At 34.3% G+C, this 21,763-nt stretch carries 26 protein-coding genes and 1 pseudogene; 16 read left to right on the top strand and 11 right to left on the bottom strand.

Annotated features, from left to right (window positions below):
• Nucleotides 1-292: pseudogene (locus tag ACP5SP_RS05205) on the top strand (extracellular solute-binding protein); the annotation flags it as partial.
• A 499-nt stretch (nt 293-791) separates the two neighbouring features.
• Here the strand turns inward: ACP5SP_RS05205 and ACP5SP_RS05210 are convergent.
• From ACP5SP_RS05210 to ACP5SP_RS05245, 8 genes are all read right to left on the bottom strand, one after another.
• The gene (locus ACP5SP_RS05210) at nt 792-1,628 is read right to left on the bottom strand and encodes a carbohydrate ABC transporter permease (protein WP_416085699.1); all 837 of its coding nucleotides are present in this window, start codon (nt 1,626-1,628) and stop codon (nt 792-794) included.
• Nucleotides 1,628-2,566: a carbohydrate ABC transporter permease gene (locus tag ACP5SP_RS05215; protein WP_416085700.1), complete on the bottom strand. Its 939-nt coding sequence runs from the start codon at nt 2,564-2,566 to the stop codon at nt 1,628-1,630. Before ACP5SP_RS05215 ends, ACP5SP_RS05210 begins: the two co-directional genes overlap by 1 nt.
• Before the next feature lie 51 nt (nt 2,567-2,617).
• Entirely contained in the window at nt 2,618-3,571 is a 954-nt protein-coding gene (locus tag ACP5SP_RS05220; protein ID WP_424586833.1) for a phospholipase D-like domain-containing protein, read from the bottom strand.
• 1 nt (nt 3,572) lies between these two features.
• Nucleotides 3,573-5,885 carry a stalk domain-containing protein gene (locus tag ACP5SP_RS05225; protein ID WP_428076134.1) on the bottom strand — a complete coding sequence of 771 codons (2,313 nt, stop codon included), beginning with the start codon at nt 5,883-5,885 and terminating at the stop codon, nt 3,573-3,575.
• A gap of 61 nt (nt 5,886-5,946) precedes the next feature.
• A complete protein-coding gene (gene udk / locus ACP5SP_RS05230) occupies nt 5,947-6,567 on the bottom strand; it encodes a uridine kinase (protein WP_416085703.1) in 621 nt (206 codons plus the stop codon).
• Nucleotides 6,567-7,145: a GTP-binding protein gene (locus ACP5SP_RS05235; RefSeq protein WP_416085704.1), complete on the bottom strand. Its 579-nt coding sequence runs from the start codon at nt 7,143-7,145 to the stop codon at nt 6,567-6,569. The genes udk and ACP5SP_RS05235 overlap by 1 nt, the downstream gene beginning before the upstream one ends.
• 9 nt (nt 7,146-7,154) lie before the next feature.
• On the bottom strand, nt 7,155-7,640 hold the full coding sequence (locus ACP5SP_RS05240) for a roadblock/LC7 domain-containing protein (RefSeq protein ID WP_416085705.1): 486 nt from the start codon (nt 7,638-7,640) through the stop codon (nt 7,155-7,157).
• A 1-nt stretch (nt 7,641) separates the two neighbouring features.
• Nucleotides 7,642-8,172 carry a DUF4388 domain-containing protein gene (locus tag ACP5SP_RS05245; RefSeq protein WP_416085706.1) on the bottom strand — a complete coding sequence of 177 codons (531 nt, stop codon included), beginning with the start codon at nt 8,170-8,172 and terminating at the stop codon, nt 7,642-7,644.
• A 91-nt stretch (nt 8,173-8,263) separates the two neighbouring features.
• On the opposite strand from ACP5SP_RS05245, the gene ACP5SP_RS05250 reads away from it, so the two are divergent.
• Nucleotides 8,264-9,628, top strand: coding sequence for an aminopeptidase (locus ACP5SP_RS05250; protein WP_424586830.1), 1,365 nt, complete (start codon nt 8,264-8,266; stop codon nt 9,626-9,628).
• Between the two features lie 51 nt (nt 9,629-9,679).
• Here the strand turns inward: ACP5SP_RS05250 and ACP5SP_RS05255 are convergent, their stop codons facing one another.
• On the bottom strand, nt 9,680-10,312 hold the full coding sequence (locus tag ACP5SP_RS05255) for a class II aldolase/adducin family protein (protein ID WP_416085708.1): 633 nt from the start codon (nt 10,310-10,312) through the stop codon (nt 9,680-9,682).
• 91 nt (nt 10,313-10,403) lie between these two features.
• On the opposite strand from ACP5SP_RS05255, the gene ACP5SP_RS05260 reads away from it, so the two are divergent.
• The 13 genes from ACP5SP_RS05260 (at nt 10,404) to ACP5SP_RS05320 (ending at nt 20,239) form a co-directional block, all read left to right on the top strand.
• Complete coding sequence (locus ACP5SP_RS05260; protein WP_428076136.1) at nt 10,404-11,174, top strand: type III pantothenate kinase; 771 nt, start codon at nt 10,404-10,406, stop codon at nt 11,172-11,174.
• Nucleotides 11,164-12,141, top strand: coding sequence for a tRNA dihydrouridine synthase (locus tag ACP5SP_RS05265; protein ID WP_428076138.1), 978 nt, complete (start codon nt 11,164-11,166; stop codon nt 12,139-12,141). The genes ACP5SP_RS05260 and ACP5SP_RS05265 overlap by 11 nt, the downstream gene beginning before the upstream one ends.
• A gap of 1 nt (nt 12,142) precedes the next feature.
• The gene (greA, locus tag ACP5SP_RS05270; protein WP_416085711.1) at nt 12,143-12,634 is read left to right on the top strand and encodes a transcription elongation factor GreA; all 492 of its coding nucleotides are present in this window, start codon (nt 12,143-12,145) and stop codon (nt 12,632-12,634) included.
• A gap of 1 nt (nt 12,635) precedes the next feature.
• Nucleotides 12,636-14,126 (top strand): lysine--tRNA ligase, encoded by a 1,491-nt coding sequence (lysS, locus tag ACP5SP_RS05275; RefSeq protein WP_424586826.1) that lies wholly within the window; start codon nt 12,636-12,638, stop codon nt 14,124-14,126.
• Complete coding sequence (gene radA / locus ACP5SP_RS05280) at nt 14,107-15,432, top strand: DNA repair protein RadA (protein ID WP_424586825.1); 1,326 nt, start codon at nt 14,107-14,109, stop codon at nt 15,430-15,432. The genes lysS and radA overlap by 20 nt, the downstream gene beginning before the upstream one ends.
• Nucleotides 15,432-16,094, top strand: coding sequence for a 2-C-methyl-D-erythritol 4-phosphate cytidylyltransferase (gene ispD / locus ACP5SP_RS05285; protein ID WP_416085714.1), 663 nt, complete (start codon nt 15,432-15,434; stop codon nt 16,092-16,094). The genes radA and ispD overlap by 1 nt, the downstream gene beginning before the upstream one ends.
• Nucleotides 16,085-16,564, top strand: a complete 480-nt coding sequence (ispF, locus tag ACP5SP_RS05290; protein WP_424586824.1) for a 2-C-methyl-D-erythritol 2,4-cyclodiphosphate synthase — start codon at nt 16,085-16,087, stop codon at nt 16,562-16,564. Before ispD ends, ispF begins: the two co-directional genes overlap by 10 nt.
• Before the next feature lie 38 nt (nt 16,565-16,602).
• A complete protein-coding gene (locus ACP5SP_RS05295) occupies nt 16,603-17,178 on the top strand; it encodes a DUF5671 domain-containing protein (RefSeq protein ID WP_428076139.1) in 576 nt (191 codons plus the stop codon).
• A gap of 44 nt (nt 17,179-17,222) precedes the next feature.
• Nucleotides 17,223-18,407, top strand: coding sequence for an FprA family A-type flavoprotein (locus tag ACP5SP_RS05300; protein ID WP_428076141.1), 1,185 nt, complete (start codon nt 17,223-17,225; stop codon nt 18,405-18,407).
• A gap of 53 nt (nt 18,408-18,460) precedes the next feature.
• Complete coding sequence (locus tag ACP5SP_RS05305; protein ID WP_416085718.1) at nt 18,461-18,838, top strand: class II SORL domain-containing protein; 378 nt, start codon at nt 18,461-18,463, stop codon at nt 18,836-18,838.
• Nucleotides 18,839-18,850: 12 nt separating this feature from the next.
• A complete protein-coding gene (locus ACP5SP_RS05310; protein WP_424606750.1) occupies nt 18,851-19,243 on the top strand; it encodes a desulfoferrodoxin in 393 nt (130 codons plus the stop codon).
• Nucleotides 19,244-19,257: 14 nt separating this feature from the next.
• Entirely contained in the window at nt 19,258-19,749 is a 492-nt protein-coding gene (locus ACP5SP_RS05315; protein WP_416085724.1) for a ferritin, read from the top strand.
• A gap of 79 nt (nt 19,750-19,828) precedes the next feature.
• Entirely contained in the window at nt 19,829-20,239 is a 411-nt protein-coding gene (locus ACP5SP_RS05320; protein ID WP_416085725.1) for a secondary thiamine-phosphate synthase enzyme YjbQ, read from the top strand.
• Here the strand turns inward: ACP5SP_RS05320 and ACP5SP_RS05325 are convergent.
• The gene (locus ACP5SP_RS05325; protein ID WP_416085726.1) at nt 20,217-20,924 is read right to left on the bottom strand and encodes a creatininase family protein; all 708 of its coding nucleotides are present in this window, start codon (nt 20,922-20,924) and stop codon (nt 20,217-20,219) included. The genes ACP5SP_RS05320 and ACP5SP_RS05325 overlap by 23 nt on opposite strands.
• Nucleotides 20,896-21,267, bottom strand: a complete 372-nt coding sequence (locus tag ACP5SP_RS05330) for a zinc-ribbon domain-containing protein (protein WP_416085727.1) — start codon at nt 21,265-21,267, stop codon at nt 20,896-20,898. Before ACP5SP_RS05330 ends, ACP5SP_RS05325 begins: the two co-directional genes overlap by 29 nt.
• Before the next feature lie 89 nt (nt 21,268-21,356).
• On the opposite strand from ACP5SP_RS05330, the gene ACP5SP_RS05335 reads away from it, so the two are divergent.
• Nucleotides 21,357-21,763: glutamate--tRNA ligase family protein (locus tag ACP5SP_RS05335; RefSeq protein WP_428076143.1), on the top strand; the 407-nt coding region annotated here is incomplete at its 3' end.

A 21,763-nucleotide genomic window follows, 5' to 3' on the forward strand; every position in this document is an offset into this window, starting at 1 on the left:
GTGGTTTGATGCGCCGTATCAAACTGTAAGATGGTCAATCGATACAGGATATTTGCCTGTGAGGAAATCCGCGCTTGATCTTCCAGTATTTAAACAATTCTTAGCAAGTAATCCTGAAAGAAAAGCTGGTTTTGATTCATTTAACTTTGCTATTATTCAGCCACCAACAAAGGAATGGAACCAGGCTCGTACAGATATAGGTGCAGAACTTCAAAAGATATATCTCCAAAAGATTTCACCTGCAGATGGTATTAAGGAACTTGGTGCTAAGTTAAGATCTTACATTCATTAATTGGTTAATTAATTGAGTTTAAATCCCCGAAGGTTTCCTTCGGGGATTTTTATTTAATAATTTTAAATCTAATAAACCTTAATTAATTTCTATTAATTAATTTCTATTTGACTTTGAATCATGATTTATATATTAGTTTTAGTTCTCTTACATTTTAATTTTCGTCTAATTGTTTTTATAAAAATTCTTAATACATTGTGCTTTGTGGAGGAAACTTGCAAAATTGTAAATTTAATTTTCTTTCTTTTGTATTTTGTGCCACTCAAAGTAATTCGAATGTATAGCAACCTTTTTGAGTTTTTTGATTTTTCCATCTTTGTTTTTTATCACATCGATTAGTGATTGACACTGCTTCATTACTTAACGGTCGAAGCACTACCATTTTTTATTTGTTTCAATTCTACGTTAAATATATGTTTATCCAGAATCTTTTTAGATATGAAATAAAAAAAGCGTGTGCACTAAGCACACGCATATGAAGTCAAATCTATTGGGAAATTTATCCTTTGATTGCTCCTCTTGAAATTCCCTCGATAAACTGTGTTTGGAAAATAAGGAATAGTATTAAAACAGGTGCAGTTGCCATTGTTGCGGCTGCTGCAAGTAATTGCCAATTTGTACTTTCAGCTCCAATGAATGAATAGAGTGCAACTTCAAGTGGCATAAAACGAGGATCTGTATTAACAATTAATGGCCACAGGAATGCATTCCAAGAACCTAAGAATACAAAAAGTGCAAATGCAAAAAGCGTTGGTCTTATTATCGGTAGGGCAATGTTAAAGTAAAATCTTCCTATGCTACATCCGTCAATTTGTGCTGCTTCCCATAGTTCATTTGGAATCTGTTTGAAAGCCTGTCTTGTTAAGAAAATGCCAAAGACACTTGCACCAAAAGGAATTATAAGTGCTTGATACGAATTAAGCCAACCAAGTCTATAAAGAGTCAAATAGTTTGGAATAAGCATTAATTCTCCAGGGATCATCATAATACCGAGGATGAGCATAAAAATCTGATTTTTGAGAGGAAATTTTAGCCTTGCAAATGCAAATCCTGCAAGCGAAGAGTTGAAAAGTGAAAGTAAAGTTGTAGAAACTGCAACAAAGATTGTGTTTAGTATATAACGTGTCCATGGCACTCCCTGAGGATTTGATTTCCACATATCTACATAATTTTTCCATTGGAAATCTGGCCAGAGTTTTGGTGGATATCTAAAAAGATTTTCAGGTTTGCTCAGAGAGGTTACGATCATCCAATAAAATGGAAATACCATTATAATTGTTACAGTTATAAGAATGAGATAAGTAAAGAAATATGATTTTTTAAGATTAATTTTCATTATTCACCCTCCGATCCCTCAGAATAGAATACTCTTCTTCCGGTTACTCTAAATTGTATAAGCGTTATAGTGAATATAATTCCAAAAAGTACTACTGCAATTGCGCTTGCAAATCCTGATTTCCAATATTGGAAAGCTTCCCTATACAGCATGTATCCAATGGTTGTTGTTGAGTTATAGGGACCGCCTTGTGTTAAAACAAGCACAGGCGTGAACATTCTGAATGCACCTATAAGCGAGATAATGAAGATGTAAAACGTTGTTGGGGAAAGAAGAGGCCATGTTACATGCCAGAATACTCCCCATGAATTAGCACCATCAATTTGCGCTGCTTCTTGTAGTTCTTTTGAAACTGCTGTAAGTCCTGCCATGAAGAGAATTGTAGAATATCCAAGGTCATGCCATGTAGTATAAATAACAATTGCAAAAAGGGCTGACGGGAAACCTATAAGCCAAGGAGAAGTAGGAAGATGCAGTAATTTTAAAAGTGAATTAAGTATTCCGTAATCTGGGTGAAATATCCATTCCCACACAATTGATGTTGCAACAAGTGGTGTTACATAAGCAACAAAGATTCCAAGCCTAAAGAAACTTCTGAATCTAATTGGCTTCATTAGAAGGGTTGCAAGGAATAACGATAAAGCCATTGTGATAGGGACTTGTAGTGCCACATACTCTAAAGTTACAAGAGCTGCATGCCAAAAATCTGCAGAATACGGTGGTTTAATGAGGAGATTAATGTAGTTTTGTAGTCCAATGAAAGTTTTTCCACCAATCATTGACCAATCAAACAACGAAAGATAAAATACAAAAATTGTTGGAAAAATTGCAAATACTCCTAAAATAATTAAAGCAGGTGTAATAAAACCATAACTTGTAAGATACTCAAGGATTGTTTTTCTCCTTTTAAGTCCTGCAAGCACTTGTGCTTCTTCCATATTCATACTCCTTTCTCAAACTATTTTACCATGTTTTATTTTCTAGTCAATTTATGGAATAACTGCATGAGATAAATCCCAGTTCCAAATAAGTTCAAGTTCATCAATTATGTCCTTATTGTATGTGAAAAGCGCCGTTTCTCTTTCATTGTCTAAAGATGGCTGTGTAAAGTTATTAGATCCAATGTATGCAAAGGCATCGTCTATTATGAAGGTTTTTGCGTGGATATACGGGTTTGGAAGTGCAAGGACTGAATCACCAAGTTCATTTTTAACATCTGCTGCATATGATGTAGGCATAAGAATTTTCACATCAATACCTTTTGCTTTTTGTTCTTTAAGAATTTTTATAATTGATTGATCGGAAATGCTCTGCTCCCAGATTTTAATGCTGAATTTTGCGCTTTTAAGTGCGTTCTCTATTTTTTCCCTTGAATCAATTGGACTTATTATTACATTAGGATTATCGTTTTTAAAATCTGTTCTATTCCAGTCCGCATAGAATAAATTCCTTAAGGAATTAACATCGTCTTTGTTTAATGTTGCAAGACCAAACTCTCTATTTTTTGAAAAACTTGAATAAGTGAAATTACCAGTTAATACAATTGCTTCTGTATCATCGATAACAATGTATTTTGCATGAGTCAAAAAGAATTTAGGATTTGCCCATCTTGCCTCAATTCCGTACTTCTTTAGCATATCTCTTATATCGAAGTTTTGGGTTTCTGATTGATATGGTGCTTCCTCAAGTATTACTTTTACTTCAACTCCTTGTTTTGCCAGGTTTATTATAGTAGGGATAAAATCAAAATCTGTAAAGCCGTAAATGTTTATGAGAAGTTCATTTTTTGCTTTCATAAGTTCATTTAAAATTGATTGTTTTCCTCCAAATGTTTCTGAAATGAGGATTTCGCTTGTGCTTTCTGATTGGGCAGTCTTGAAATTCCCAAGAAATATGACAGACAAAATTATGAAGGCAATGATTAAAAGTTTTAATTTTTTCATTTTAGCCTCCTAAGGTTATGCGAATTTGCCTTGTTTCATTATTCCATTCTACTTTTGCACCAAAAGTCTCTGAAATGAATCTTATTGGCACAAACGTTCTTCCGTTTGTAATCTCTGGGACAACTTTAAGGTTATCTTTATCTATTAAGGTTTGTTTTCCATTTATAATTGCATATGGACTTCCAATTTTAAGTATTATTGTTTTGTCTAGAAGCTTTATAGTAACTTCTCTTGTTGCATTATTCCAATCAACTTTTGCACCGAATGCCTCTGATATAAACCTAATTGGAACAAGGGTTCTTCCGTTTTTAATATAAGGTGCTGCATCGATTAAACTCTTTTCCCCATTTATTACTATTTCGTTTTTTCCTACAGTCAGAATGATTTCAATAGGTTTTGCTTCGAAGGAATATCTAAATAAACCACCAGATGATGTCAAAACAAAAATACTTCCGTTTTTTCCATAATAAAAGTCAGGAGATAAGAACACATTAATAACGTATCTATTGGTAAGAGTTGAACCTATATTTTCATAGCTTAAACCCTTGTTTTTTGTTATATAAATATTCCCATATGTTGTCCCTGATGATCCCCATGCTCCTACAATCATAAAACCATCGTTTGAATAATTTGGAGATATCTGAACACCATCTGCCCAAGTTGATCCTAAATCATAAATTTGATTAAAAGTGTTTCCTCGATCATAGGAGAGATATTCTCCTCCTGCTGTACCTACAAGAACAAGTCCGTCTGTTGTAAATGTGTTAGAAATATCAAACCCTGTAATACTCATTCCCCAGAATTTGTTGTTGGCAATTTCTTTAAATGTTTTGCCTGAATCTTCAGATCTATAAAGATTCCCACCATTCGTTGCAACAAATAAATAATTTCCTGCACCTTTTACAAAATTTATATTAACATCATATGGATAAAGGTCCTTGACTTTTTGTAAGTTCAAAAGATTAAGATCCGATTTATATAAACCGTCATCTTCAGTACCTATGAATAACGTATTATTGTATTCATAAATAACTGAAACGGAATGATTTTTTAATACATCAAGTTGCTTAAAAGTTTTTCCAGAATCAGTGGAAGCAAATATTCCTTCACCAAGTGTGCCAACAAGAATTGTCCCATTAGAGATTTCTTTTACTTCCAGTATCTCATGCGTATCGAGATTGCCAATGTTTTCAAAAGATTTTCCGCCGTCTTTTGAAATGTAAAGTCCATTATTTGCAGTTCCAAGATATACAGTCTTATTTGATGAGTAATTTGGTGAAAAACTCAGCGTGGTTGTATTTAAATTTGTTATTCCAGTGTTTGAAAGAGAAAATGTTTTATTTGCCTTGTTAAACTTTATAATGCCGTATTCATAGGATCCAATAAAAAGTCCATCAGGGCTTATATCAAGTGAAATGTTCGTTGAAGGAAATGGAATATCATAAGTTGTATAATTCCCGTTAACTTTAACAAATAATTTCTTAGTTCTTGACAATGCGTAAAGATTATTCAAATCGTCTATTTTTACCCCTATAATCTTATATCCGTTAAGTTCTTGATTAAAAGTTTTTAAATCACTTGAAAGAAATATCCCATTTCCGAGAGTTGAAAATGCATATGCGTTGTCTCTTATCGAAATTGACGTAATTGGTGCATTGGTGCTGTAGATTAAATTTGTTCCTGATGAATCTATCTTGTAAAATTTTCCAATCTCTGTTCCAACGTAGTAATTGTTGTTATAAGAGGCGATTGCAGTGACATATTCTGAAACGAATTTTGATATTGTTCTCCAAGAAGTTCCATCATTTACCATAATCAAGTTTGTGTTTAGAACCTTACCGTCCTGTCGTTTTTCAAAGCTTATTCCAACTGCCATAAGATTGTTTGTTATTGGATCGTTTGTTATTTGGGTTACATAAGTTGCGCTGATTCCCATTTGATATGGCTTAAATGATTTTCCAAAATCGTTTGTCTTATAGACACCGTTCTTTGTTGCTATATAAACGGTGCTATCCTTTGCGAAATCTTTTGAGAGTGTGAAGTCAGTTATACCTTCGAAAGTTAAGTTGTATCCAACAGAGAGAACGATTGAGTTAAAAGTTTTGCCGCCATCTTTTGAGATATAAAATCCTTCAGGTCCTCCAGCAAAGACTGTTGAGTCGCTTGAGTAGTTTGGAGAAATAAGAACTTTATCAATTTCACCTCCATAGAGACCAATAGGCTTTTCAAAGTTAGGCTGAGCTGCCTTTAGGTTAGTAAGAGGTAACATTACAACAAAAATAAAAACCGTTAAAATGAAAATTATTTTTTTCATCCTACCTCCTTAACTTTTGTTTTGGGTATATATTTTACGACAAAATTAATTAAAAAAGAAATTATTGTTGATTTAGAATTGATTTAATTTTTGCAAGGATTATATCCATTGCAATTTCGTTTTTACCGCCACGAGGAATGATTATGTCTGCGAATTGTTTTGTTGGTTCAACAAATTGAATATGCATTGGTCTTACTGTTTCAAGGTATTGCTTAATCACTGATTCTAATGTTCTCCCCCTTTCAAGGACATCTCTTTCTATTCTTCTTATTATTCTTACATCAGCATCTGTGTCAACAAAGATCTTTATTGAAAAGAAGTCTCTAATATCGTCGTAATAAAAAAGGAGAATTCCTTCAACAATAATGATTGGCTTTGGATATACTTCTTCAAATTCACCTGTTCTTGCATATTTTTCAAAAGAATAAATAGGCACTTTAATCGGGATACCGTGTTTTAGGTCTTCGAGATGTTTCTTTAAAAGTTCAATATCAAATATGGATGGATGGTCATAATTTAACTTTTCTCTTTCCTCTATTGTAAGTTCAGGAAAATCCTTGTAGTAGGAGTCCATAGAAATAATCGAAGTTTTATCCTTACCCAAAGATTTTTGGATTATCTTTGCAACTGTTGTTTTGCCTGAGCCTGTACCACCCGCAATGCCAATGAATGTTGGTTTCATTATGCTTTTTGAACAACAAGTTTTGTTACAGCCTTTAAAGTCTCAATTACATTTATACCTTCTTGGGCAATTGCTTCAAAGTATTGGTATTTATTATCCTTATTTAAATCCTGTTGTAATTCTTCGATAGATAGTATATTTGGTAGATCTCTTTTGTTATATTGAAGTATTATTGGCATTGTCTCAACGTTTTCTCCAAATTCAATTAGGTTTTCAATCATATCTTGAAAACTATCTATATTTTCTTGCTTCTTTTCAATTTGTGAGTCGGCAACAAAAACAATACCATCAGTAGCCCTTAATACTGATTTTCTTGTTAATTTGTAGATGTATTGGCCTGGGACGGTATAAAGGCTAAGTCTAATCGTAAAACCTTTAATGCTTCCCAACTCAAGGGGCAGGAAATCGAAGAAAAGCGTTCTTTCCGTTTCGGTTGCAATACTTGTAAAGTCACCTTTAACCTTTTCTGGAATTGTTGTATAAATGTACCTTAGGTTAGTTGTCTTTCCGCTCATTGCAGGACCATAATATACTATCTTAAAAGAGATTTCTCTCTTTGCAAAGTTAATTGTACTCATCTTTTCTCCTTAGAATAGATCTTCAATGTCCTTTTCTACATCCTCATTTATGACTTTTTGAGTTTGACTCTCTGCTCTCTTTTCTGCTTGTTCAATTATTGGCTTTATTTCTGTTCCAGTTTTCTTTGCCCAGAATCTAATTGCACCTATTGGCAGTTTGTTATCAAAGATCATTGCAAGGAGTGCATTTTGGGTTATTAGAGAAATGTGAATGTTTGTCTCTTGTCCCTGATGGAAAGTTATTGTGAATTCCTTTTCTCCCAAGAGTCTTGCAAGTTCGTTTGTTGCTGAAAATACTCCTGCTGCAAGTGCTGATATGTTTTGTGCAACATCAGAAGTGATATCTCCGCTTTTTGCAAGGAGTTCCCCGCTTTTGTTAAGGAGCACAATATCTCTTGCTTCTGATTCAGCAAGAAACTCACCAAAAAGTTCCTCTATTTTTTTAAGTTCCTCTTCATTTAAAACAATTTGGACTTTTGAAAGTCTTCCTTCCATTTTATCCTCCCAAAATAACGATTTCTTTCTTTAGTAATCCTTTTAATACTTCTAAAAACTTCAAATAACTCATGGACATCTCTTCCATTATAGTAGAAATTGGCGTACCATCCAATATATATTTGAGTAATTTTATTTCATCTTTTGAAAGTTCAATACCGTTTGTGTCATTTTTTGTATTGGGAAGCATCTTTGTTTTTTTTGTTATCTTTTTTAAAATATCAATGTTTTCTTCTCTAAGGTTTATACCAGTTGCAATGATATCGAATAAATCCTTTTTAATTGTCCTCGGTGGTAATACAATATTTGTGATAAATGAAAATGTTCCATTAATTTCAAGGAAAACATCAAGAATGGCTTCTTCTCCAATAGAAAATGGACCATTTGCATGAATTATTTCTCCATTAGAAAAATAGATACCATACATTCCCATAACGCCGTCCACTTCAAGTTTTCCCGATTTTTTGCTTGTTGAGATACTTTGAATCACTTCCTCCAATTTAAAATCACTTAAATTTCCCTGTAAAGCCATCTCCTTTTCTCCTTTACATATAATATGAAAATTTCTTAAAAATGCAAATCAAGATATAATTAAAAGTAAAAAAATTTTTAAGGAGGCAAAAGTGGAGCTTAAGTATTCTACAAAAAACGCGTGGGAAATACTTAATCATGATGAAGTAATTAGTTTTTCAGAGTCTTACAAAGATTTTATAAGTACTGCAAAAACAGAAAGAGAAGCGGTGAAGTATTTGAAAAATGTTGCTGAAAAGAAAGGATTTACGGATCTTTTTCAAGGTGACGCACACTCAGGAAAGTACTATGCAATAAACGACAATAAAAACATACTTCTTTTAAAAGACGGTGAAATTTCCGCTGAGTTTGGTTTGAATTTTGTTTTTGCTCATATTGATTCACCAAGAATTGATATAAAACAAAATCCACTTTACGAAGGTGCTGATGTTGTAATGTTTAAAACCCATTATTACGGTGGTATTAAAAAATACCAATGGGTTACAATCCCGCTTGCTCTTCATGGTGTAATTATTCTAAGAGATGGTACAAAATTAGAGGTTAATATTGGAGAAGATGAAACTGATCCAGTCTTTGTGATTTCAGATTTGCTTCCTCATCTTGCAAGAAAACAGATGGAACAAAATGCAAGAGAGGTTATACAAGGTGAGGCGCTCGATCCAATTGTTGGAAGTATACCTGATAAAGAATCTGACAAAGAAAAATTCAAGACTGCAATACTTAAACTTTTGCACGAGAAATACGGTATAGTTGAAGAAGATTTCATAAGTTCCGAATTAACACTTGTACCCGGAGGTAAGGCACGTGATGTAGGTTTTGATAGAGGCGCAATTGCATCTTATGGCCATGACGATAGAATTTGCGGTTTTACCAGTGCGGTAGCGTTATTTGATGTAGAAAAGCCTAAAAGGACAATTGGTGTGATGCTTTTTGATAAAGAAGAAATTGGAAGTGACGGTATTACTGGTGCTCAATCAGATTTTCTTGACTATGCAATCGAAAAGTATCTTTCTTTAAAAGGAATAAAGAATGTTTCGGTTAGAGAGGTTTTGCATAAATCATATGGGCTATCTGCTGATGTGAACGCAGCAGTTGATCCTCTTTATAGAGATGTCTTTGATGAACAAAATTCTCCGATATTTGGACATGGAGTTGTTGTTACCAAGTTTACAGGCTCTGGTGGAAAATATTCTGCATCCGATGCCTCTGCTGAACTAGTATTTAAGGTAAGGAAATTATTTAACGAAAATGGCATACCTTGGCAAATTGGTGAACTTGGAAAGGTTGATATTGGCGGTGGGGGAACTGTTGCAAAATTCATGGCAAATAGGGGTATTCAGGTACTTGATGTAGGACCAGCTCTTCTTTCAATGCATGCACCATTTGAAATTGCCTCCAAAGTGGATTTGTATTCATCTTATCTTGGATATAAAGCGTTCTTAGAGAAATTCGAATAGTAGTTTGAATAGGATTTGAATTTTAAGAGGGGCTTAAAGCCCCTCTTGTTTTTATAGTCCTCTCTTTTTCTTTAGTTCAAGAAGACTTTCAAATTTATCATGAGGAAGTGGTTTTGCTCCACCAAGAAGACTTGCAACAGTTAACATCTTGCAAACATTTTCAAGTTCTTCCATTCTTCTAAAGGCTTTTTCCAGAGTATCTCCAACAGTAAGTGCACCATGATTTGCAAGAAGGAGAGCGTTATGGTCTATTATTGCCTTACCTATGTTTTCTGCAAGTTCTTTTGAAGAGGTTATTTCATAAGGAATTACAGGGACTTCTCCTAAAATAAGGGCAGACTCTTCATGAACATTGTTTGGTATCCCTTGATGTGCAATTGCAAAGCCTGTTCCAAAAGGGGGATGTGCATGTATTATTGCATTTACATCAGGACGAACTTTGTAAATTTTGATGTGAAAGAGAGTTTCTGACGAAGGCTTTCCTTCTCCTTCAATTACATTTCCACTAAAATCAATTACAAGAATATCTGAGAAGTTCAGTTCGTCTTTAGGTACACCTGATGGTGTTATGTAGATAAATTCTTCATCTCTAACTGAAAAGTTTCCCCCGTAACTTCCATTAAGATCATGCTCGTAAAGTCTTCTTCCAATTGTTGCTATTTCCTCTTTTATTTGTCTTTTCATTACGATCCACCTTTCTACAATATTGCATTACTTGCTTATCTATTATATCAAAATACGAATTTTGTGTAAAATAAAGGGTTAGGAGGTAAAAATGGTTATAACAGTGGATATTGGAAACACAAACATCGTGTTTGGTTTCTTTGAGCAGGGAATGCTTTTAAGTACATTAAGAATTGTAACCGATAGTGGAAGAACATCCGATGAGTACAGATTATTAATATCTCAGTTTATGCGTGAGGAGAAATTAAATTCGAAAGTTGAGGATTTTGTTGTATCCTCGGTTGTTCCTTCCCTTACTCCAGTTTTTAGAGCAGTTGCTCGAAAAATAGCAGGAAAAGAAGCAATTCTTATTAACCCAGATTTATCAATCGGAATAAAGTTTGATGTAGATGAGCCACGTTTTGTTGGAGCCGATAGGATTTGTGATATTTTTGAAGCCCATAAATTGTTTCCAAATGAAAATGCTGTTACAGTTGATTTTGGAACTGCAACAACATTCTCAGTAATTACAAAGGATAGTAGATTTATCGGAGGTCCAATAACGATTGGCGTTCTTCCTGCTTCAACAGAACTATTTAGGAAAACAGCACAACTTCCAAGGATTGAACTTGTAAAACCGAAAAGTGCGATAGGAAGAAATACTGTTGAAGAAATGCAATCTGGTGTTATAAACGGATTTGGAGGTTTAGTAGATAGACTTATCGAACTTATTGAAGATGAATTAGGTGAAAAAGTTAGAGTTATTGGGACTGGTGGTATCTCCCATATTATGGAAGGGGTATCAAGAAGAATTGAGATTTTTGATAAATTACTCACAGTAAAAGGAATGTACAGTATCTATGAATACGTTAATGGGAAGTAAGAGTTCAGATAAACTTAATATTGATATTCCCATTTTTCTTGCTCCTCTTGCGGGGTATACCGATTCACCTTTTAGACGGCTCGTAAGATACTTTGGTGCAGGAATAGTTTTTACGGAGATGGTTTCTATAATGGGTATAAGATTCAAGGACAAGAATACGCTGAGACTTCTTCAATTTTACCCTGAAGAGCGTCCTATTTTTGTGCAGCTTTTTGGTTTTGATTCTGAGGCGTTTTCTTATGCTGCAAAATTTGTAGAAAGCCTTGGGTTTGACGGCATTGACATTAATGCAGGTTGCCCTGTGCCCAAAATTGTTAAAGATGGTTCAGGATCGGCTCTCTTAAAGGATCTTACAAAACTTTCAAGAATTATCCGTGCAGTTAAAAATTCTACGCATTTGCCTGTTTCCCTTAAGGTGAGAAAAGGATTTTTTAAAGGTGAGAATGTACTTTCTCATGTATTGAAAATAGCAGAAGATGAGGGTATTTCTTTCTTAACGATTCATTCAATTACAGTAGAGGAGGGTTTTAAAAGAGAAGACGAAGATTGGGATGCAATTTCTGAAATCGTTTCTAAGGCGAAGATTCCAATTGTTGCAAATGGAGGAATAGAAAATGAAGAAGATGTCGAATCGCTTTTTAAGAAGACTAAAGCTCCATATGTAATGGTTGGCAGAGCTTCGCTTGGACGCCCGTGGTTTCTGAAGTCTTCCTATGCATTTTTGAAGGAAAATAAAAAAATTGATTTTTCAAATAAAGAGAAAATAGATATAATAGTAAGACATATAGAAAGTGAAGTAGAATTTCTTGGTGAAGAAAGAGGAATAGTTGAGATGAGGAAGCACTTGATAAAGTATGCAAAAGGATTAAAGAAAGCAGCAGAATTTAGAAGATATGTGAATAATTTGAAAACAAAGGAAGAAGCAATAGCCCTTGTCAGGGCTTTTTTTGATGAAATGGAGGTTTAAAATGGAAGAATCAGTTGAAGGGAAGATCCAGATTTCTCGTAAGGGTTATGAGGAACTCAAAAAAGAATTAGAAGAAAGGAAAACTGTTATTCGTCAGGAGATTTCTGAAAGGATTAAACAAGCGATAACTTTTGGAGACCTTTCTGAAAATTCAGAGTATGATGCCGCAAAGCAGGAGCAGGCATACAATGAAAGTAGAATTGCAGAATTGGAGGCAATCCTCTCAAAGGCAGAGATAATTGATGAAGACTCTGTTGATACCGATAAAGTGAATATTGGTTGTAAGGTGGAATTAAAAAATCTTGAAACTGGAAAAATTGTAAGTTATTATATTGTAGGCCCTGCTGAGTCAGATCCAGATACAGGAAAAATTTCTTCAACTTCTCCTGTGGGGCGTGGCCTTATTGGACACAAAGTAAATGAAATAGTTGAAATTCAAGTACCTAAAGGTGTAGTTAGATACAAGATTTTAAAGATAGTAAAAGGTGATTAGTATGGAACTTCCTAATCTAAATGAAGTCGAAAGGAAGAGAGCTGAATTAGTGCAAATTTTGAAGGCATCAGGCGTTGATCCATATGGGCGAAGGTTTATAACGCCTTTTTACAATAAATATCTCAAAGAACACTTTGAAGAACTTTTAGATAAAACAGTTGAAGCCCGTGGCAGAATTATGGCTATAAGAGGTCACGGAAAGGCAAGTTTTGCTGTTTTAAGAGATTTTTCGGGAGATATCCAACTTTACTTTAGGTTTGACAATCTTGGAGAAGATAAGTATAACTTTTTCAAAAAGGCAATAGACATAGGTGACTTTATTGGAGTTAAAGGAAAACTTTTCAAAACTCATACAGGCGAGATCACGATTGAGGTAACAGATTTCGAACTTCTTACAAAGGCTATTAAAGTCCTTCCCGAAAAGTATCACGGTCTTAAAGATACCGAACTTAGGTACAGAAGGCGATATCTCGATTTAATTGCAAATCGAGAAGTACTGGAAACATTTGTTAAAAGAAGTAAAATTATACAAAAAATAAGGGAAATCTTTGACAGAGAGGGTTTTATTGAGGTTGAAACACCAATGTTGCAACCAATTGCAGGGGGTGCCTCAGCAAGACCTTTTAAGACATATTATAATGCGCTTGATCAGGAAATGTATTTAAGGATTGCACCTGAACTTTATCTGAAGCGCCTAATTGTTGGCGGCTTTGAAAAAGTTTACGAAATAAACAGAAACTTTAGAAACGAGGGAATTTCCACTAAGCACAATCCTGAATTTACTATGCTTGAAGCATATTGGGCATATGCAGATTATATGGATGTTATGAACTTTGTTGAAAACCTTCTTTATGAAATTACAGTATCTGTGAATGGGACACCAAAAGTTACATTTTTAGGGCATGAAATTGATTTTACTCCTCCTTTTAGAAGAATAAAATTTAATGATGCCTTAAGTGAGTTTGCGGGAGTGACTCTTGAAGAGTTAAGAGACTTAAGCCGTGCAAAAGAGATTTTGAATAGACTTAACATAAAAATGGATAAACCACTTACGGTTGGAAACCTTATAAATGAAGTTTTTGATAAAAAAGTTGAAGAGCATCTTATACAACCAACCTTTGTGTATGAATTCCCTATTGAAATTTCTCCTCTTGCAAAGAGAACTCCATATGATCCTCATATGGTTGACAGATTTGAACTTTTCATAGGTGGGCTTGAACTTGCAAATGCTTTCTCCGAATTAAATGACCCACAAGACCAATATGAAAGGTTCTATGAACAAATGGAAGCAAAGAAAAAGGGTGATGTTGAAGCGCAAGATTTAGATATGGACTATATCGAGGCTATGGAATATGGTTTGCCACCAACAGGTGGTCTTGGCATAGGAATTGATAGACTTGTCATGATTTTAACGGGTAAAGATTCAATAAGAGAGGTAATTTTATTCCCCCAGCTCAAGAAAAAAGAGGTTAATGAAAAAGAAGAAGAGTAGTGGTTATGTTTGTTCTGTGTGCGGATATAAATCTCCTGTAAAGTTAGGAAAATGTCCGCAATGTGGAAGTTGGAACTCTTTTGTAGAAGTAGAAGAATCTGAAACAGAAGCAATTAGTATAGTAACGCTTGAAAGCAAGAATGATAAAAAATTTGAGCGTATAAAGACAGGTATTAATGAATTTGATAGGGTCCTTGGTGGTGGTATTGTCAAGGGCTCTATAATTTTAATTGGAGGCGAACCAGGGATAGGTAAATCTACCCTTATCCTTGAAGTCCTTGATAGAGTTGCAAGATACGGAAATGTCCTTTATGTATCAGGCGAAGAATCACAAGAACAGATAATGATGCGTGCAGAGAGATTAAACATTCACAACAAGAATATAGAACTTCTCACTGAACAGGATATAGATATCATAAAGGAAACAACTTTATCAAGGAAACCGCTATTACTTGTTGTTGATTCTATCCAGACGGTTTTTTCAAAAGATGTGGAAGGTGCACAGGGAAATATAAATCAAGTTAAGGAATGTACTCGTATACTTATTGAGATTGCAAAAAGGCATGGAATTTCTGTTATACTTATTGGTCATGTAACAAAAGAAGGGACAATAGCAGGACCAAAAACTATAGAACACATGGTTGATGGAGTTTTTTATATCGATGGAACCAGAAATGACGTTCTGAGACTTTTTAGGGGTGTTAAAAACCGTTTTGGAACAACAAATGAAGTTGGATTTTTTGAAATGGGGGAGGAAGGACTTAAAGAGGTTCAAAATCCGTCGCTTGAATTTCTTTCAGGGGGAGTTCTAAAAGAAGGATCCGTTATTACTTCAGCATTGGAGGGAAGTCTTCCAATATTCTTTGAGGTTCAATCTCTTGTTACACCTACCATCTTCCCGATTCCAAGGCGAGTTGCAAGTGGAATTGACTATAATAGGCTTTTGCTTTTGATTGCAATTATTGAAAAGAGATTAAGGTTAAAACTGGGCGGTTTTGATATTTACGTAAATGTCGTTGGCGGATTTAAGCCTGATGATAGGACTAACGATCTTGCTTTTGCTCTTTCAATTGTCTCATCATATCATGAGAAACCTTTGATGTCAAAGCCAGTAGTTTTAGGAGAACTGGGACTTTCAGGAGAGGTTCGCCCTACTGTTGGTATTGAAAGAATGGTAAAGCAGGGAAAAAGTCTTGGTTTTGAGAATTTTGTCATTCCTAAGTTTTTTGAAGGCAAACTAAAAGTTAACGATGTGAATTTATTTTTTGTTTCAACGCTTGAGGAAGCAAAGGAGATAGTTTTTTAATGGATGTATCGGTTGTTATTGTTGCTGCCGGTAAGTCAACTCGTGCAAATGGAATCGATAAAAATTTTGTAAAAATCGACCGGAAATTTATCGTAGAGTTTTCTATAGATGTTTTTTCAAAAATTGATTTTGTTAAAGAGATAATTCTTGTTCTCAATGATGATAACTTTGAAAAAGGAAAACATCTTTTAGATAGATATAAAAACCTTGTAATTATAAAAGGTGGAGATATTCGTGCTCTTTCTGTAAAGAATGGGGTTGAAGTTGCAAAAAGCAGCAAAGTGCTTGTGCATGATGGTGCAAGACCTTTCATAAACAAAGAACTAATTATTAGAATCATAGAAAATCTTGAATATTTTAAATGTGTCATTCCTGTAATTCCTGTAAGACAAACGATCAAAGAAGTTGAAAACGGTTTTGTAAAGAAAACGTTTGATAGGACAAAACTCTTTGAAGTTCAAACACCAGAAGGTTTTGATAGATTGACTTTGCTTCAGTTATACAATAGTTTTATATTGGATGAATCAATATTTGATGAATCTATCCTTTTTGAAAAGGCAAACATTCCAGTTAAAGTAGTTTCTGGATTGTATGAAAATTTTAAAATTACAACACCTCTTGATATATTTTTAGCAGAAATGATCGTGCGAACATGGAAATAAGAATAGGTATTGGTTATGATTCACATAGGTTTATTGTGGAAAGACCCTTTTATCTTGGGGGGGTTCAAATTCCATATGAGAGTGGTTTACTTGGGCACTCTGATGGCGATGCTTTAATACATGCAATTATTGATGCAATACTTGGTGCATTGAATTGGGGCGATATCGGTAAGTGGTTTCCTGATAACGATCCTGAGTTAAAAGATATAAGAAGCACAATGCTTTTATCTAAAGTAAAAGATAAACTCATTCAAGAACATATAAGGATTGTAAACATTGATTCAGTTGTAATTCTTGAAGAACCAAAAATCGCTCCTTTTGTAGATTCAATGCGTGAAACAATCTCTCAAATTCTGTGTATTGAAAAAGAGCGAGTTAGCATTAAAGGAAAGACAAACGAGGGCATGGGTTTTGTTGGCCGCAAGGAAGGTGTGCAAGTATTTGCGGTTGTCATTTTGGAAATTCCATAGGTTTCACTAAAATTAATTAGATAAAAAGGAGGTTAAACATGAAAAACAAAGTTGATACAGTAAGGAATATTTATCTTTTTGGTGTTAGTATCATTGGTATCATTTTTCTAATTATAGGTATTTTAAGGATAGTTGATGCGTTAAGTTTCATCTATTTTTCTTCAGAAGGCATAAAAACCGAACATTTATACTATTACCAAAACCTTTATCAAGGAATTGTAATGGCTCTTTTAGGGCTTCTTATTTTTATATTCCACTGGTATTTTATTGTTAAAGAAAAAAGACTCGGCAAAATGAGAAATATAGAGTATGAATCCTCTATGAATTTTTTTGAAGCAATTTTCTTTTATTTACTTAGTTTCATAGGAATTATCATTTTTATTTCATCATCAATGGGTTTGGTGAGTGGTTTATATAATATAAAATATCCTCCCCCGGTTTTTGATAATAACGGTAAAATAATTCAGGAGACTCCTCCTTATGTCACAACTGATATGGGTAAAGTGATAAAAAGTGGCATTTCAATGTTAATAGGGTTAGCAACTTTTCTTATAGGATTCTTGAAAACGCAAATATCTATGAAAAAGGTGGATTCCCAAGAAATTAATACTTGAAAAGTAATAATTTCGTGGTATAATTTATAAGTAGGAGGTCGAAAATGAGTGTTAGAAAAATTAAGGAAAATGTTTATGCGGTTGGAGTAAACCACTGGGATAGAAAATTATTTGATGAGATTATTCCTCTTCCCAACGGAACAAGCTATAATGCATATCTTATTATTGGATCAGAGCACACCGCTCTCATTGATACAGTTGATCCGGTCTTAAAAGATGCACTTATTGAAAATTTAAAAGAGTTTAAAGATTTAAAGATTGATTATATTGTTTCTCAACATGCAGAGCAGGATCATTCTGGCAGTATTCCTGAGGTCCTTAAATTATATCCTGAAGCTAAAGTTGTTACGAATGAAAAATGTAAGGAGCTTTTAATCGATCACCTTGGGATTCCCGAAGAAAAATTTATTGTGGTAAAAGATTACGATAAGCTCTCTTTGGGTGATAAAACTCTTACTTTTATTTTTACTCCATGGGTTCATTGGCCTGAAACAATGAGTACTTATCTTCACGAAGATAAAATACTTTTTACATGCGATTTCTTTGGCTCTCACTATGCAACTTCGGAATTGTATGCAAAGAATAGTGAAATTGTTCTTGAAGGTGCAAAGAGATATTATGCGGAGATAATGATGCCCTTTAGGAACTTTATAAAGAGTAATATAAATAAAATAGAAAAATTTGACTTTGAAATTATTGCACCAAGTCACGGTCCAATGTGGAATGACCCTAAGTTCATAATAGATGCATATCTTGACTGGGTTTCTCCTGAAGTAAAAAATGAAGTTGTAATCCTCTATACCTCCATGCACGGAAGCACTAAGATAATTGTAGATGAACTCTATAACAAATTAGTTGAAAAAGGAGTTAGGGTTTTGCCTTTTAATCTTGTCTCTTCAGATCTTGGTGAGATTGCAATTTCGCTTGTTGACGCTGCAACAGTAGTTTTCGCTTTTCCGACAGTTTTAACAGGCCCACATCCCTTGGGTGCAAGTATTATATATTTTGTTAATGCAATTAAGCCCAAGACAAAATTTGTTTCTATTATTACATCCTATGGTTGGGGTGGAATGGCTATTAAATGGGCGAAAGAACACATTGGAAATTTAAAAGTCGATCTGCTTTATGAACTTGAAGTTAAAGGTCTTCCAAAAGAAAAAGATATTGAAAAATTGAACGAACTTGTAATGCGTATTGTTGAGGCACATAAATCTATTGGAATATTATAAAAATTGTGTTATAATTTAGTAGTTTTCAATAATTCTAAATAAGGAGGTAGGCTATGGCACTAAGGGATTTAATTCAAACGGCAGATTTTACAAAAGAAAAGCACACACCAGTAATTGAAGTGCTTGAGAAGGGTGAGAAGACAAAGATTAGAGTTTCTGTAGGCAAGGAGATTCCACATCCCAATACTACTGAGCACCACATTGCATGGATTGAGGTTTATTTTAAACCAGACGATGGAAAATTCCCGTATCTTTTGGGAAGGTTTTCTTTTGAAACTCATGGTGCATCAACAAATGGTCCAAATACATCACAAGTCTTTACAGAACCAGATGTTACATTTGTTGCAAAGATTGGAACTTCAGGAGAACTTTTTGCGCTTTCCTATTGTAATATTCATGGACTCTGGGAAAGTGAAGTCGTAAAAATCTGAAAGGAGTTTTAAATGACACAGAAATTTGAAATTTATAAGTGCGAAATTTGTGGAAATATTGTAGAAGTTGTGCACGAAGGAAAAGGTGTTCTTGTTTGCTGTGGGCAGCCAATGGTGCTTATCGGAGAAAAAGTGAGTGAATCTGAAACAGGACAAGAGAAACATATTCCAGTTGTTGAAAAGTTGGAACATGGTACGCTTATTAAAGTTGGATCAGTCCCACATCCTATGGAACAAGATCACTATATTGAGTGGATTGAGGCATTTAAGAAAGATGGAAAAGTTGTAAAGATTATGCTAAAACCAGGCGACAAACCTGAAGCTCGTATTGGTTGGTCAGCTGACGATCTTATGGAGGTTAGGGCATATTGTAACAAGCACGGTCTTTGGGCGAAGAAATTTTAAGGAGGCTATATTTTATGATTAATTCAAGACTTCAAGACGCAATAAACGAACAAATAAATAGAGAGTTTTTCTCTGCTTATCTATACTTATCAATGGGACAGTACTTTGAGAGCAAATTCTTGAGAGGTATTGCTCATTGGTTTTATGTCCAGTATAAAGAGGAGCTAAAGCATGCGGAGAAGTTTATCAGTTTCTTAAATGAGAAGGGCGGAAGGGTAATTCTAAAAGAGATACCTGCGCCGAAGATTGAGTGGAATGGTGCGCTTGATGTGTTTAACGAAGCATATAACCATGAGAAATTTATTACCTCTTCAATTGAAAACATAATGAAGATTGCAGTTGAAGAAAATGACTTTTCAACACAAAATCTTCTTAATTGGTTTTTGGATGAACAAGTTGAAGAGGAGGCTCAAACTCTTGAAATTGTAAAGAAATTAGAGCTTGTTGGAGAACACGGACAGGCACTTTATATGCTTGATAGGGAACTTGCCCAAAGAGAGGGTTAAATTAGTTAAATTTTACCTTATGCCCCCTATGTAGTAGGGGGCATTTTAATTTGTGCTAAAATAAGGAAGAGGTGGATATATGGAGATAATTAACTTGCGTACTTCAAAAAGAGAAGAGATGTTAGAAATAACCGATCGAGTTCAAGAGATTGTAAAAAATTCAAAAGTTAAAAGCGGTTTATGTGTTGTTTATATTCCCCATACAACGGCTTCAATTACAATTAACGAAAATGCAGATCCAAGTGTTAAGAAAGACATTATAAATTACCTATCTAAACTTATTCCTGAAGGTGCCAATTATTCGCATCTTGAAGGAAATGCAGATGCGCATATAAAGGCGTCTATTATGGGTCAATCACGAACTATCATAGTTGAAAATGGAAGGCTTATTTTAGGAACTTGGCAAGGTATCTTTTTTGTTGAATTTGATGGCCCAAGGACAAGGGAAGTATTTGTTGAAATTATCCCTAAGATTCCTCAAGATGTTTGAGCAGTTTAAGCATTACCTCAACTGACGCATTGAAGAGTTTTTCTCCTAATTCATAAGAGCCTTCCTGGCTATCATTAATAATTCCTGTTTCAGTTATATATTTCCTTGCTAAATCGTTGGTTACATAGTACCTCGGAATTTCTCTTTTTTCCTCTGTTAAAAATTCAGTTTTTACAAGAGACTTGTCAATATACATAATCATAGAGACTTCTCCTCTTCCTGCATGCCCTGAATTGTCATATAACTCTTTTAAATCTTCCAAAAGCCACCATGATGCAACCAAAAATTTTGAGTTTGTAAGAGTATTTGCAAGTTCATCAAAAGAACACCTCAAAGGTGCAATGTTTCCTCCGTGACCATTTACAAAGAAGAAATTTCTAAAGCCATGTTTATGAAGTGATGTTGTATAATCTTTAAGATAATTTACAAGACTTGATGGGCTTATAGAGATTGTCCCCAAAAAATCATATGTTATCGAATGACAATTCCCAACATTGATTGTAGGTCCTACAATTCTATTACTAATTTCACCTAATCTTTTTGCAAGGGCTTCAACTGTTATTGTATCTGTTCCTAAGGGAAGCGCATTTGAGTGCTCTTCTATGGCTCCGATTGGGATTATAATTGTTTGGCTTGTTTTTAAGTACTCGTTTACTTCATGCATTGTCATCTTCATTAGTTCCATTTTCATCCTCCGATTCATATGCTTTCATTAGTTCTTTTGCTTCTTTTAAATCTACCCTCATAACGAATACATCAAAATTTCCTGTTGGACCAAGAAATGGGTTTGCACCAATATTATCAATTACTAAACCACCACTTCTCATAGGTCCGGGGCGTTTCATCATTGTTTTTATTCCATTTGTTTCCAATAAATTTGATAGCACCTCTGCTTCAAATTGGTTTTCGCACGTTTTGAGCAAAACCCATTCAAAGTTTTTTTGAATTTCATCGAAATAATATCCGCAGTTAACACAAATTTTTGCGTTATCTTCATTTTGATAACCACAATTAGGACATTCTTTCATTTATGCCTCCCATTGTTAGATTATATTACTGATTTTAAAATATGGAAATTTTTGATAAAATTTGTTAGTTTCTTTTTTCGGAGGTACACGTGGTAAGAGTTCGTTATGCACCCTCTCCAACAGGAGAGATACACATAGGTAATGCAAGAACTGCACTATTTAATTATCTATTTGCTCGTCACAACAAAGGCACATTTATTCTAAGACTTGATGATACAGATGAAAAACGTTCTACCCAAGAAGCCATTGACAGTATGATAAGAGATATAACATGGCTTGGCCTTGATTGGGATGAGGGATACCTAAAAGGTGGAGACTTTGGTCCCTATAGACAAAAAGAACGCATTGATATATACAATCACTACATCGATATTCTCCTTCAAAAAGGTTATGCCTACGAACTCTACTACACAGATGAAGAAGTTGAATCCATTCGTGAAGAATATGAAAAAACACTCAAAACGTTCTCCTATAGAACTCTCAAAGAAAACGAAAC

The organism is Caldisericum sp. (genome assembly GCF_049967455.1).
GTDB lineage: Bacteria > Caldisericota > Caldisericia > Caldisericales > Caldisericaceae > Caldisericum > Caldisericum exile_A.